The sequence below is a fragment of the Megasphaera massiliensis genome, from assembly GCF_036305205.1.
GTDB lineage: Bacteria > Bacillota > Negativicutes > Veillonellales > Megasphaeraceae > Megasphaera > Megasphaera massiliensis.
The window spans coordinates 24,818-37,441 of the sequence record NZ_JAXIXE010000009.1 but is presented as its reverse complement, the minus strand read 5'-3'; the positions used below and the strand labels follow the sequence as shown (position 1 = coordinate 37,441).

Sequence of the window (12,624 nt, the reverse complement as noted above, 5' to 3'; positions counted from 1 at the left end):
CATGTTAGCATCCAAACTGTACAGCCCGACCCTACGGGAAATTCCGGCCGACGCCGAAATCTCCAGCCATCAGTACATGCTGAAAGCCGGCCTCATTCGTAAAAGTGGCGGCGGTTTATACTCATTCCTGCCTCTTGGCCGCCGCGTCGAACTCAAAATCGAAGCCATTATCCGCGAAGAAATGAATAATATCGGCGCTCAGGAAATCATGATGCCCATCGTCCAGCCGGCTGAAATCTGGCACGAATCGGGGCGGTGGAATGCCTATGGTCCGGAAATGTTCAAACTGGAAGACCGTCACGGCGGTCAGTTCTGTCTCGGGCCGACTCACGAAGAATTGATCACGACACTGGTGCGCAACGAACTGCGTTCGTACAAGCAGATGCCGGTTACGCTGTGGCAGATGCAGAATAAATACCGCGATGAAATTCGCCCGCGTTTCGGCCTCATGCGCAGCCGGGAATTCGTCATGAAAGACGGTTATTCTTTTGACGTCGACGAAGAAGGGCTCCATAAGAGTTATCAAGACGAATACGACGCCTATACCCGCGTCTTTACCCGCTGCGGTCTGGAATTCAAACAGGTTGAAGCCGACAGCGGTCAGATCGGCGGCAATCACAGCCATGAATTCATGGCCTTGGCCCAGGCCGGGGAAGCAGAAATCGTATCGTGCTCCCAGTGTGACTATGCAGCCGATATCGAAAAAGCAACTGCACCGACCCTTGAAATGGCAGCTGAAACGGCCAAAGATGTCGAATTGATTGAAACGCCGAACTGCGCCACCATTGAAGATTTAGCTCAGTTCCTGTCCATTCCTCTCGAAAAGACAATCAAGGCGGTTGCTTTCACTATCGATGGTGAAAAGACAGTTCTCTGCATGGTCCGCGGCGACCATTCGGTCAACGACGTAGCCGTCCAGAATTTTGTCGGCGGCAATGCCATCGAACCGGCAACGGAAGACGAATTAAAGGCTCACGGTCTTCAGCCGGGCTATATGAGCCCTATCGATGCCGATAAGCCGGATAATGAAACTTTCTTCATCCTCGTCGATCCGTCGGCCATGGCCGTTCCCAATGGCGTTACCGGCGCCAACAAGGCAGGCTATCACTATCAGAACGTCAATCCGTCCCGTGATTTCAAAGATGTTACCGTCGCTTCTATCCGCACCATGGTCGAAGGCGACGCCTGCCCCCACTGCGGCGCTCCGATCCACGTCGTCCGCGGCATCGAAGTCGGCCAGGTCTTTGAATTAGGTACCAAGTATTCCGAAGCCCTCCATGCGACCTTCCTCGACCAGAACGGCAAAGCTAAGCCTTATGTCATGGGCTGCTACGGAATCGGTGTTACTCGGACGATTGCGGCGGCTATCGAACAGTTCCACGACGAACACGGCATCATGTGGCCTGTCGCCATTGCACCTTTTGAAGTCGCCGTCGTACCGGTCAGCACGAAAGATCAGGACCAGGTTCGTATTGCTGAAGAAATTTATGGCGGCCTTCAGGCCATGAAGACCGACGTCCTCCTCGACGATAGAAACGAACGGGCCGGTGTCAAATTCAACGACGCCGACCTCATCGGCTACCCTGTACGGGTCACGGTCGGCAAAAAGAGCGCCTCTGACGGAACGGTAGAAATCAAAGTTCGCCGTACCGGTCAGGAAGAAGTCGTTCCCATCGACCAGGCTGTCGCCCGCGTTCAGGAAATCTTAGCAGAGTTACGAAGCAAAAATATGTAATTTATTAAAACAGATGTAAAATAAGACGGAGAAAACTTGTATTCCTCTCCGTTTTATTTTATACTTTTAATTAGTACACTAATTAGAAGAGGAGGGTGCGCTTATGGGTTTTGATGTATTTCCTACGCGGAAAGAATTGGAAAAATATGCAGAGAAGATTCCTGAAATTGAACCGTCGGCCGTATTGGCCATGCTCCGCATTTCCCAGGCAGCGGAGTATGTCCGCGCTGCCATCAATGATGTATTGGCCAGCCAATACCATTTGTCGCGGGGCAAGCTTCGGGTCATGTTCGTTCTATACCAGATGACCGACGGCATTGCGCCGTCTCAGCTCGCCGACCGGGCCGGTGTCACTCGGGCGACGATTACGACTATGGTCAAGCGCATGGTTCGCGACGGACTGACGGAAGTGGCCATCGATCAGACCGATAAAAGGGGCAAGAAAGTTCGCCTGACGGCCCAAGGACGGGAGTTTATGGACGATGTGCTGCCAGATCATTATCTCCGCATTTCCATGCTCATGAGCCGCCTCAGTGAAGCCGAACAGACGCAGCTTATCTTTTTGCTGACTAAGTTGAGCGGCTGATCCCCATATCATCATTCGAAAGCTGAAAGGGTATCCTTTTCAGCTTTTTTCATAGCCTGCGTGCGGTAAAGCCGGCTTTGCCGCATCGCGACAAATGGGGCAGGCCGTGGTATAATGACAGGCGTAAGCCATTTTGACAGAAATGAGGGAACCTTTCATGGAAATTAAAATCATCGCTTTAGGGAAAGATGACCGTCCCCTCGATACCTACGGGCAGGACGGGAAAAGCTTTGCTGAAACGTATGCACCCATCGTCGACCTCTTGTTGAAAGAGAGCCGCCTTCATGCCGTCGTTCACACTGTTCCCGGCGGACCGGATATGGCTGAAGCCGTGCGCCGCCTCATCGATCAGAAGCGGCAGGAAGAAGGAATGGCCAAGGAACAACTGCCTTTTGATTTGATGCCCCTTACGGAAGTTACGGCCAGACTTCGCCGCGAAGACGGCTGTCCTTGGGACCGGTCCCAGACCCATCGGACACTGCGGCGATATCTCATCGAAGAAGTCTATGAAATGCTCGATGCCATTGACAATGACGATATAGACGGTATCCGCGAAGAACTGGGGGATATCCTCTATCAGGTGGCCATTCATGCCCGAATTGCCGAAGAAAAAGGGCTTTTCTCGGCCCAGGATGTCGTAAAAGATATCACAAATAAGATGATTCGGCGTCATCCCTATGTTTTTAGCCAAAAAAGCCTTGAAAATATAGGGACGAGTATGTTAAACTGGGATAGATTAAAGCAAGGAGAACAACGCCAGCAGCACGCTCATCTGCTGGACGGAGTCGTTCCCGGCCTGCCGTCACTCCTGACTGCCGACAAGCTTCAGGAGAAAGCGGCCAAAGTCGGATTCGACTGGCCCGATGTCGAAGGTGTCTGGGAAAAGTTCCAAGAAGAGTGGACTGAATTCCGTCAGGCCCTTGATGAAGGCGATCCTGTCCATGCGGAAGAAGAAGCTGGGGATGTCTTGTTCGTATTTGCTGATTTATGCCGACGCTATCATATAGAGCCGGAATGTGCGTTACATCGGGCTAACAGTAAATTCCGTCGCCGTTTTGCTCATGTCGAGGATCGGGTCAACCGGTCGGGCCGGCCATGGGAGGCATTTTCACTGGATGAGTTGGACTCATTCTGGCAGGAAGCCAAGCGGATAGAACGGCAGGAAAAACTCTAGACTGTTAGTGTTAGGAAGATGTGACGATCCAAAGGAGGACCTAGTAACATGAACAAAACAGAATTAATCGCTGCAGTAGCACAGAAATCCGATTTGACGAAAAAAGACGCTGAAAAGGCCGTAAAAGCCGTATTCGAAGCCATTAGCGACAGCCTCACCCAGGGTGATAAAGTCCAGATCATCGGCTTTGGTACGTTTGAAGTCCGCCAGCGTAAAGCCCGCGAAGGCCGCAACCCTCGCAACAATGAACCTATCCAGATCGAAGCTTCCAAGACTCCCGCTTTCAAAGCCGGCAAACAGCTTAAAGATTTGGTTAATAACAAATAAGTACGATCCCGAAGGGCCGCATGAAAAACGGCCCTTTTCTTTTCATACAAGTTATCGTACTATATAGTGGAAGGTGCAACGAAGGCTGTTTATAAAAGAAGGGATCCTATATGGCAAAGAAAAAAGTCCTGATCCTGTCGGCCTCGATCGGTACAGGCCATACACAGGCAGCACGGGCTATAGAAGAATATGTCAAGACCATTCCTGAAGAATGTGATGTCGAACACGTAGATTTTCTGTCCAATGATATCTTGTCCATCGACAACATCGTCAAAGAGACGTACATTAAGATTCTCGATGTCTTTCCGCTGTTATACGATTTGATGTATTACTCGTCGCAAGGATATAAAAAAGGCCTGGCCGTCAAGACCCTTTTTGCGTGGGGCCTTAAACGGCGGCTGCTCAAGGTCTTAGCAGATCGAAAGCCGGATGTCCTGGTCTTTACCCACCCTTTTCCGGCTGGAGCGGCAGCGTTGTTAAAACGACAGCATCGTCTGAATATTCCTTTAGTCGGCGTCATTACTGATTTTGCTATCCATCAGCTGTGGGTGTACCCGCAAATCGACGTCTACTGCGTCGCAGCTACACAGATTAAAGACCTGCTCGTCGAACAAGGCGTCGCTGCTGATAAAATTGTCGTGTCGGGCATTCCCGTGCGGAAGGCTTTTGACCAAGAACGCTGGCACTGGGATGAGGAGCATCAGAATAATAAGAATATCCTTATCATGGGCGGCGGTCTGGGAATGGGGTCTATCCGACAATCCCTGGCACTGCTGGATCGGTTATCCGTCGTCGACAGCTTTACCGTTGTAACCGGTTATAATGCCGATCTTTACGATGAACTGTCGAAGATGCGCGGCGAACTCGATCATGATGTGGAAATCCTCGGTTATACGAACCAGATTTCAAAACTCATGTGCCGGGCGTCCCTGCTCTTAACCAAGCCCGGAGCACTTACTTGTACGGAGGGCGCTGCTATCCAAGTGCCCATGGTCCTATACAGCCCGATTCCGGGTCAGGAAGAGGCCAATGCCAAGTATATGCAGGCCAAGGGCTGTGCAGCTTGGGTGAAGAAACAAGAAGAACTGGTTTCCATCGTATCGGACTTATTTACCCATCCGGAAAAATTGGAAGCGATGTCGAAAGCCAGCCTCGACTGCCATCGTGACGGCGCACGGATCATCGGCAAGGAAATCGTCCACCTCTTGCAGCCGGCGACAGATACGGCCGTGCCGTCATCTTTGATATACGAACCATAAAGAAAAGGGCCTCCTCGGTTTCGCTTTGCGAAACAAGAGGAGTTTTTTTCTAAAAGGAGTCTTGTTTGTGGAAGTTCAACTTTTTCATACGACCTTATCTTTGGGCGTATTGATTTTTATCATGGCCGGCGGTTTCTTAGCCGGTTTTGTCGATTCTATTGCCGGCGGCGGGGGACTCGTTTCGCTCCCCGCCCTGATGGCGGCAGGCCTTCCGCCGCACCTGGCTCTGGGGACCAATAAGTTTTCAGCCACCTTTGGGGCCGTTATGAGTGCTTGGCAATTCTTTAAGGCCGGCAAAGTCGACCGGCACTTGATGAAACGGGCTTTGCCCTGCACCTTTGCAGGGGCCGTTTTGGGTTGTCTGGTCATGCTGCACATGAGTGCCGAATGGCTTCAGCCGTTGATTATCCTGTCGCTCATGGCGGCCGCCGTCGTCGTCTTTACGCGGCGTAACCTGGGATCGGTCAATACCTATGCCGGTGAGACGGGGAGAAATTTGCTCTTTACGGCCCTCTTTGCCGGGGCTATCGGATTTTATGACGGCTTTGCCGGCCCCGGGACGGGGACCTTTCTCATCGTTGCCTTTGCAGCCCTGGGCTTTGATTTCGTCACGGCTGCCGGCAATGCCAAGATGCTCAATCTCATGAGCAACGTGACGGCCTTCGTCATCTTGGTCTGGTCCGGGACGATCCTCTATGTCTACGGCATCGTCATGGCCCTGTGCATCTTTACGGGAGCCTTTTTCGGTTCACGATTGGCCATCCGCCGGGGAACCGGTTTTGTTCGGGTCGTCATGCTCGTCGTGACGGCAGCGCTTATCGGAAAGCTGGGCCTTTCTTATCTTGGCGTTCTATGAGGAGGTTATCATGAATACGGCACTTATCAGCGGCGGCACGTCGGGTATAGGTCTTGCGACGGCTGCCGTCCTTTTGGACCGGGGGTGGCAGGTCGCTGTCAGCGGCAGGAATCGGGAAAGGGGACAGGCTGCCTTGCAGGAGTTGGAGGGAAAGGGGGCCGTCCATTATATAGAAGGTGATGTCAGCCGGGATGAAGACTGCCGGAAGATGGTGATCGAGACGGTCCGCCGCTTTGGCGGTCTGGACGGCTTGGTGACGTCAGCCGGCATCTACGAACAAGGCCTTCTTGAAAATGTGACGCCTGACGACGTGCAGCAGCTCTTTGCCGTCAATGTCTACGGGACCATTTCCCTTTGTAAATACGCCCTGCCGCATCTGCGCCGCCGGCCGGGCAGTATCGTAACCGTCAGCAGCGATGCCGGACTCCAGGGGAACATAGCCTGCTCCATCTATGGGGCGACCAAGGGCGCTGTTGTCGCTTTTACCAAGTCCCTGGCCCTGGAAGCGGCACCGCACCAGATACGGGTCAACTGCGTCTGTCCCGGTGACGTCGAAACGCCGATGCTCGAAAAACAGCTCCGGGATCATCCCGATATGGAGCGGGAGACCATGAAGGAACAATACCCGTTATACCGATTGGCACGGGCCGATGAAGTGGCTAAGGCCATTGCCTTTTTACTCAGTGAAGATTCCTCCTTTATTACGGCTGCGGCACTTCCCGTAGACGGGGGTTTGACAAGCTGGTAGAAACATGGGAAAATATAAAATATAGTGTTTATTTCGTCAAAGAATGGGGTGTTAAGTATGGCAAATGAAGAAAATGCAAAAACCGTAGAACAGTTGCAGGAAGAGATTGCCGCTTTGAAACAGGAACTGGCTGATTTCAAACAGAGCCATTCTCAGCCGATTGAAGATGCTGCCAACAGTGTTGTCAAAGCCATGGAACAGACGACGGAAGACAAAGACGTCCAAGTCGAAATGCTGTGCCGCTGGGCTGCTGCCCGTGCCGGTGCCATCGTCATTGCGCCGCTTATCGGAACGGCAGCACTCATGGCCAATGAAGTGTACCTGGTCAGCCGTATTGCCAAAGTCTATGACGTTAAATTGAGCGAACGGGCCCTGATCGCCTTCTTAGGGGCAGTCGGCAGCCGCGTGGCCGGTACGCTGTTGACGACGCTCATTCCTTTCAGTATCATCCAGGTCCCCGTTGCTGTCGGTATTACCTACAGCCTGGGCCGGGTCACCCAGCGCTGGCTCAAAGACGGCATGCCTACCGACATGGGTCCGTATATCGAAATGATGGGCGAATGGAAGGACAAAGCTCGTGAACAAGCCGATAAGCTCAAAGAAAACCCACTGAAGAACGTTCCCCTCGGCGATGAAACGATTGACTTCATGAAAAAATGGGGCGGTGCTGCCAAAGACTGCATCCAGGACGTCAAAGAAAAAGGGGAAGAACTGTATAACTCTGTCGTTCATAAGGACGACTTAGTCGATGAAATCGTCGATGAAAAAGCGGAAGATTTGAAAGATGCCGCCGGCGATGCCAAAGATGCTTTCGATGATACCGTCGATAAGGTCGTTGACTCCGACGCCATGGACAAGGCCAAGGACGTTGCCAGAGATGCTAAGGATGCCGCGGAAGATGTTAAAGATGCCGCTAAGGACGTTGCGAAAGACGCTAAGGACGCCGCCAAGGAAGTATCCGACATGGATGCCGACGATGTCGAAAAAAAGGTTAAAGAAGCTGTAGAAGAGGCTAAAAAGTCTTTGGAAGACCTGAAGTAAGGTGAAAGCCGATGTGGAAAATACTGAGCTTTTTCGCCCAATTTTATACACCGGGCCGATTCATCCTATTTATTCGCACAGCAGGAAGAAAAATTAAATTTTTACCGAAAATCCTGACAATTTTTTATTGTATGCAAGATAAAGACACGCCGAAATTTATTAAATTGGCTCTCATGGGAGCTATTGGCTACGTTATCTTGCCCTTTGATCTGGTGCCGGACGTCTTTGCCGGATTTGGCTGGCTGGACGATGCCGCTGTCGTCGCTGCAGCCCTGCACTTAGCCGGGACTTATGTCAAACCGGAACACCGGGAAAAGGTACGCCGCATGTTCCCGTTCCTGAAAAGTACGTGAGTGACCGGAGCATGATTGATAAAGGGACTGTCGCATGAGGACAGTCCCTTTATCGTTCGTATTTCAGACTTTTCCTTTGACAAACATAGGTCATCATCGTAAAATAATATGAGCGTGTATAAAGTTAGGAGTTAAGAATTTATGATTACTGTTGTTGAAAAAGTGCGGTTCTATGAAACGGACATGATGGGCATTGCCCACCATTCCAACCACATCCGTTGGTTTGAATGCGGCCGCTGTGAATATTTTGCCGCTGCCGGTCTCGACTTATTCGACCTCCTCGATCAAGGGATTACCTATCCCATTAAGAGTGTGTCCTGCGAATATATCAGCCCCATAAACTATGCCGATATCATTGACATCGAGACTCGCCTGGTAAAGCTCAGCCGGGCCCAGATGGTCTTTTCCTACCGTATCGTCCGTCATGATGACCGCCGCCTGTTGGCGACAGGAACGACGCAGAACGTATTTGTCCACAAAAACAGTGGGAAAGTAGCCCGCCTCTCTGATGAAGATTACAAGAAACTACAGGCCATGTATGCTGCCGAACAGGCAGATACAGACGTCGAAGGAGCCGTTCATGGAAGGTAATTCACGGCCGATCGGTGTGTTTGATTCCGGTGTCGGCGGACTGACTGTCGTCGCAAAATTGCGGATGCTCCTGCCTCATGAAGACATTATCTACGTCGGTGATACCAAACGAAACCCGTACGGGACGCGGACGCCGGCAGAAATCCTTCAGTATACGCGGGATATTCTGCATTTTATGACCGAGCAGAAGGTCAAAGTTGTCGCCATCGGCTGCAACACCGTTACGGCCGTTGCCTATGATACCGTCGTAAAGGAAGTCGACTATCCCTTGATCGGCATGAGTCGGGGCCTCAAGACGGCTAAGCAAATCAGTGCGACCCAAAAGATTGCCGTCTTCGCTACGCCGTTAACCATTGCCAACCACAGTCATCGCAAGGTCGCTGCCGATATGGACGGCAATATTGAAATCGTTGAACAGTCCTGCCCGGCCCTGGCGAATCTCATCGAACGAGGCGTCCTCGACGGGCCGGAAATCCGCGGTCCCTTAAAGCAGTATACGGAGCCGGTCCTTCATTCCGGTGCCGATACGGCCATTTTCGGCTGCACGCATTTCCCTTTCATCCAGCCTCTCTTTGAAGAGTTTTGCGGCGATTCCATTGCCTTCGTCGATCCGGCCCATGAAATGGCCCTGGAAACACTGGATGTCTTAAAGAAAGACGGGTTGCTTAACCCGAACCAAGAAAACGGCTATTTACGCCTTTGTTTTACGGCCGAAAAGGAGCGCGGTGCCCACCTGGCAGAACACCTCATTCCGGCCAATGAATTTACCGCTGAAGAAATCACCCTCATTTAATCGTATCTATATTTTACATAAAGGAGTCTTGCGCCGTGTTTTTCTATGTCTTATTCAATGTTATCATTGCCGTCATCGGCATTGCTGCTGTCCTGTACCTGTTGTTCCGCTTCTTTGCCTGGCGGCAGGGGGACGCCCGCTTTGTTATCGATGCCCGCCATCGGAAACCTTTTGAAATGAAGGAAATTACCCAGAACCGGGCCGTCTTCGAAACAGAAGTACCTATCCACAATGCCGGCCGGCAGCTGGGAACCATCATGGACTTTTATCCTCGGACCCTCCTTCCGCGTGAACAGTACGACAAGGTTACGGTCCAGTCCGAACTTGCCAATAAGGCAGCCGAACGCGATGACAACTACTGGGAATCTGTTATTTTTAATCCCCGCGATCGGGGCATGATCCGCGTCACCATTACCCTGACCAGCAAAGAAGGCAACATCCGCGAAGACTTGAAGACCTTCCCTGATATGCCGATTGATCTCGTCTATCAAGTCGTATCCCGCAGCGAATGGTACATCCATAAGGCCCGCATTACCTTGAAGGCAACGGAAGTACAGCACGCATTGGAATTGAATTAGGAGGTCTCATACAATGGCAGAAATCGAAGTACCGGTAGAATTAGTCCCTGTAAAAACAAGAATCCTTACGGATAAAGATGATATCGTCGATGTTATCGAAGAATATGCAAAACACGTCGTCGGTCCCGATGACTTGGTCTGCACGGCCGAAAGTGTCGTCGCCATTACTCAGCACCGTTATACGCGGCCGGAAGAACTGACGCCGTCCTGGCAGGCCCGCCTCATGCGGCGCTTCGTTCCCGGTGAAGGCAGTATGGCCAGTCTCTACGGCATGCAGGCAGCCATGAACCTTGAAGGGGAATGGAAGATGATGTTCTGGTTCATCGTCGGCTTTTTTGCAAAACTGGCCGGCAAGAACGGCGTCTGGTATGCCAAATGCCGTCAGGCGTCCTTAACCGATGACGTTACGGGCACCATGCCGCCCTTTGATAAATGCATCGTCTACGGGCCGGCTGAACCGGATAAGGTTGCTGAAAAAATCAAACAGCGCATGGGCTGCTACGGCGCCGTCGTTGCCGACGTCAACGACCTCAAGCGCTCGGCCGTCCTCGGTCACAGCAAGGGCATCAATCCGAAAGAAATCGCCCGGATCCTCATCGACAATCCTTTTGGCAATGCGTCCCAAAAGACGCCGATTGTCGTCATCAAGAATTACGCAAAAATGCTTAAAAAATAACAGCCGGACAAGGGGGATGTGCCGTGGCAGAAAAAATTGTACTGGCAACACATAATGCCGGGAAGATACGGGAATTCAAAAGTATTTTAGAGCCTTTGGGCTATGAAGCCGTTTCGGTGCACGATGTCCTGCCGTCGATTACGGAGCCGGAAGAAACGGGAACGACCTTTGCCGAAAATGCCCTGCTGAAAGCCTCGTATTATATGAAGGCTACAGGACTTCCGTGCCTGGCCGATGATTCGGGGATTGCCGCCGATGCCCTTGGCGGCCGTCCCGGCGTCTACTCGGCCCGTTATGCCGGTCCCGACTGCGACGATGAAGCCAACAATCAAAAGCTCATAGCGGAACTGGCAGCTTTTCCGCCGGAAGAACGGACGGTTCACTACATTTGCTCTTTGGTCCTCATCTGGCCTGACGGCCGCACTGTACAGGCTGAAGGGAGCTGCGACGGTCTCTTTCAGGATGTTTATGCCGGCGACAACGGCTTTGGTTACGACCCTTTATTCTACGTTCCTGAAAAAGGGAAGACCATGGCTGAATTGTCCATGGCCGAAAAAAATGAAATCAGTCATCGGGGGAAAGCCTTGAAGAAACTCGTCGAGGCCTTGTCATGAGTACCGTCCGGGTAGGCTTGGTCAGTGACAGCCACGGCCGTTTTGAATGCCTGTCTCGCATGGCTGACAGTGCTCCCGATGTGGCTGCCTGGATTCACGGCGGCGACTACTGCGACGACGGCGAGGATTTAGCCATATATACGGGCGTGCCGGTCTATGCCGTTTTGGGCAATAACGACTATCTGAACCATACCAACGATCCGGAATGCCGCTGTGTTACCGTCGGCGGCATTCGTATTGTCGCCATTCACGGCAGCCAATGGTACGGAGAACGGCGGCTGCAAAAACTCGTCGAATTAGGAAACGAACAGCATGCCGACCTCGTCGTCTTCGGCCATACCCACCGCCGCTTCATCAAGCGTGAGGCTGACCTGTGGATCGTCAATCCCGGCAGCATCGGTCTGCCCCGCGACGGGCGAAAAGGGACCTATGCCGTCGTGACCATTGACGACGGGGTCATTACGGATATTGCCTTTCACGAGATTGACCGAAAATAAGCCCATTGGGGAAGGAACTGGATTACCATTCATGAAAACGAAAAAACTCAAGCTCTACGGGTTCAATAACCTGACGAAGACTCTGAGCTTTAATATTTATGACATCTGCTATGCCGTCAGTGACGAATCGCGGCGCCAATATATCGAATATATTGACGAGCAGTATAATGCCGAACGATTGACCAATATCCTGCGCAACGTGTCGGATATCATCGGCGCTCATATCTTAAACGTAGCCAGCCAGGACTACGATCCTCAGGGAGCGAGCGTTACCATCCTCATTTCGGAGGATGAGGTTCACGATGCCGACGTCGTATGCCATCTCGACAAGAGCCACCTGACGGTCCATACCTATCCCGAAAGCCATCCTCAAAAGGGTATCATGACCTTTCGGGCCGATATCGACGTGTCGACGTGCGGCCGCATTTCGCCGCTCAATGCGCTCAATTACCTCCTGGACAGCTTCGATTCCGACATCGTTACTCTCGACTACCGCGTTCGCGGCTTTACGCGGGATATGAACGGCAAGAAGCTGTTTATCGATCACCGCATCAATTCCATTCAAAATTATATTGCGCCGGCGACGCGGCATCGCTATGATATGATCGATGTCAACGTCTATCAGGAGAATATTTTTCATACGAAGATGGTCCTCCACGACTTCGATTTAAATAACTACCTGTTCAATATTACCAAAGACGATTTGAGTGAACGGGAACAGCAGCAAATCCGCCGCCAAGTCCGGCAGGAAATGCTGGAAATCTACAACGGCCGCAATATGCCGTCTATGCGCTAA

General features: G+C 51.9%; 16 protein-coding genes. All 16 read left to right on the top strand.

The window, feature by feature from the left end; all coding sequences use genetic code 11:
• The first annotated feature begins 1 nt into the window (after window position 1).
• The 16 genes from UCI88_RS01570 (at window position 2) to speD (ending at window position 12,624) form a co-directional block, all read left to right on the top strand.
• Window positions 2–1,735, top strand: coding sequence for a proline--tRNA ligase (locus UCI88_RS01570; RefSeq protein ID WP_044504087.1), 1,734 nt, complete (start codon window positions 2–4; stop codon window positions 1,733–1,735).
• A 103-nt stretch (window positions 1,736–1,838) separates the two neighbouring features.
• Window positions 1,839–2,321, top strand: coding sequence for a MarR family winged helix-turn-helix transcriptional regulator (locus UCI88_RS01565; RefSeq protein ID WP_044504086.1), 483 nt, complete (start codon window positions 1,839–1,841; stop codon window positions 2,319–2,321).
• A 157-nt stretch (window positions 2,322–2,478) separates the two neighbouring features.
• Complete coding sequence (gene mazG / locus UCI88_RS01560; protein WP_256179959.1) at window positions 2,479–3,495, top strand: nucleoside triphosphate pyrophosphohydrolase; 1,017 nt, start codon at window positions 2,479–2,481, stop codon at window positions 3,493–3,495.
• Window positions 3,496–3,543: 48 nt separating this feature from the next.
• Entirely contained in the window at window positions 3,544–3,822 is a 279-nt protein-coding gene (locus UCI88_RS01555; protein ID WP_044504084.1) for an HU family DNA-binding protein, read from the top strand.
• Window positions 3,823–3,932: 110 nt separating this feature from the next.
• Window positions 3,933–5,081 carry an MGDG synthase family glycosyltransferase gene (locus UCI88_RS01550; RefSeq protein WP_330023922.1) on the top strand — a complete coding sequence of 383 codons (1,149 nt, stop codon included), beginning with the start codon at window positions 3,933–3,935 and terminating at the stop codon, window positions 5,079–5,081.
• 67 nt (window positions 5,082–5,148) lie between these two features.
• Complete coding sequence (locus UCI88_RS01545) at window positions 5,149–5,937, top strand: TSUP family transporter (protein WP_256179961.1); 789 nt, start codon at window positions 5,149–5,151, stop codon at window positions 5,935–5,937.
• Window positions 5,938–5,947: 10 nt separating this feature from the next.
• Window positions 5,948–6,685 (top strand): SDR family NAD(P)-dependent oxidoreductase, encoded by a 738-nt coding sequence (locus UCI88_RS01540; protein WP_256179962.1) that lies wholly within the window; start codon window positions 5,948–5,950, stop codon window positions 6,683–6,685.
• Window positions 6,686–6,742: 57 nt separating this feature from the next.
• A complete protein-coding gene (locus UCI88_RS01535) occupies window positions 6,743–7,726 on the top strand; it encodes a hypothetical protein (protein ID WP_044504081.1) in 984 nt (327 codons plus the stop codon).
• Window positions 7,727–7,857: 131 nt separating this feature from the next.
• Complete coding sequence (locus tag UCI88_RS01530) at window positions 7,858–8,079, top strand: YkvA family protein (protein ID WP_225069656.1); 222 nt, start codon at window positions 7,858–7,860, stop codon at window positions 8,077–8,079.
• Window positions 8,080–8,220: 141 nt separating this feature from the next.
• Complete coding sequence (locus UCI88_RS01525) at window positions 8,221–8,670, top strand: acyl-CoA thioesterase (protein ID WP_044504079.1); 450 nt, start codon at window positions 8,221–8,223, stop codon at window positions 8,668–8,670.
• Entirely contained in the window at window positions 8,660–9,463 is an 804-nt protein-coding gene (gene murI, locus UCI88_RS01520; protein ID WP_044504078.1) for a glutamate racemase, read from the top strand. The genes UCI88_RS01525 and murI overlap by 11 nt, the downstream gene beginning before the upstream one ends.
• Window positions 9,464–9,498: 35 nt before the next feature.
• Window positions 9,499–10,041 carry a hypothetical protein gene (locus UCI88_RS01515; protein ID WP_044504077.1) on the top strand — a complete coding sequence of 181 codons (543 nt, stop codon included), beginning with the start codon at window positions 9,499–9,501 and terminating at the stop codon, window positions 10,039–10,041.
• Between the two features lie 13 nt (window positions 10,042–10,054).
• Window positions 10,055–10,717: a coenzyme F420-0:L-glutamate ligase gene (locus UCI88_RS01510; RefSeq protein ID WP_044504076.1), complete on the top strand. Its 663-nt coding sequence runs from the start codon at window positions 10,055–10,057 to the stop codon at window positions 10,715–10,717.
• A gap of 23 nt (window positions 10,718–10,740) precedes the next feature.
• A complete protein-coding gene (locus tag UCI88_RS01505) occupies window positions 10,741–11,331 on the top strand; it encodes an XTP/dITP diphosphatase (protein ID WP_044504075.1) in 591 nt (196 codons plus the stop codon).
• Window positions 11,328–11,828 carry a metallophosphoesterase family protein gene (locus UCI88_RS01500; RefSeq protein WP_044504074.1) on the top strand — a complete coding sequence of 167 codons (501 nt, stop codon included), beginning with the start codon at window positions 11,328–11,330 and terminating at the stop codon, window positions 11,826–11,828. The genes UCI88_RS01505 and UCI88_RS01500 overlap by 4 nt, the downstream gene beginning before the upstream one ends.
• A gap of 31 nt (window positions 11,829–11,859) precedes the next feature.
• Entirely contained in the window at window positions 11,860–12,624 is a 765-nt protein-coding gene (gene speD, locus UCI88_RS01495; RefSeq protein ID WP_044504073.1) for an adenosylmethionine decarboxylase, read from the top strand.

Coding starts and splice junctions, on each gene's coding strand:
- UCI88_RS01510 (WP_044504076.1), top strand. CDS start 10,055: ATGGCAGAAATCGAAGTACCGGTAGAATTAGTCCCTGTAAAAACAAGA.
- murI (WP_044504078.1), top strand. CDS start 8,660: ATGGAAGGTAATTCACGGCCGATCGGTGTGTTTGATTCCGGTGTCGGC.
- UCI88_RS01570 (WP_044504087.1), top strand. CDS start 2: ATGTTAGCATCCAAACTGTACAGCCCGACCCTACGGGAAATTCCGGCC.
- UCI88_RS01500 (WP_044504074.1), top strand. CDS start 11,328: ATGAGTACCGTCCGGGTAGGCTTGGTCAGTGACAGCCACGGCCGTTTT.
- speD (WP_044504073.1), top strand. CDS start 11,860: ATGAAAACGAAAAAACTCAAGCTCTACGGGTTCAATAACCTGACGAAG.
- UCI88_RS01555 (WP_044504084.1), top strand. CDS start 3,544: ATGAACAAAACAGAATTAATCGCTGCAGTAGCACAGAAATCCGATTTG.
- UCI88_RS01525 (WP_044504079.1), top strand. CDS start 8,221: ATGATTACTGTTGTTGAAAAAGTGCGGTTCTATGAAACGGACATGATG.
- UCI88_RS01550 (WP_330023922.1), top strand. CDS start 3,933: ATGGCAAAGAAAAAAGTCCTGATCCTGTCGGCCTCGATCGGTACAGGC.
- UCI88_RS01530 (WP_225069656.1), top strand. CDS start 7,858: ATGCAAGATAAAGACACGCCGAAATTTATTAAATTGGCTCTCATGGGA.
- UCI88_RS01535 (WP_044504081.1), top strand. CDS start 6,743: ATGGCAAATGAAGAAAATGCAAAAACCGTAGAACAGTTGCAGGAAGAG.
- UCI88_RS01565 (WP_044504086.1), top strand. CDS start 1,839: ATGGGTTTTGATGTATTTCCTACGCGGAAAGAATTGGAAAAATATGCA.
- mazG (WP_256179959.1), top strand. CDS start 2,479: ATGGAAATTAAAATCATCGCTTTAGGGAAAGATGACCGTCCCCTCGAT.
- UCI88_RS01540 (WP_256179962.1), top strand. CDS start 5,948: ATGAATACGGCACTTATCAGCGGCGGCACGTCGGGTATAGGTCTTGCG.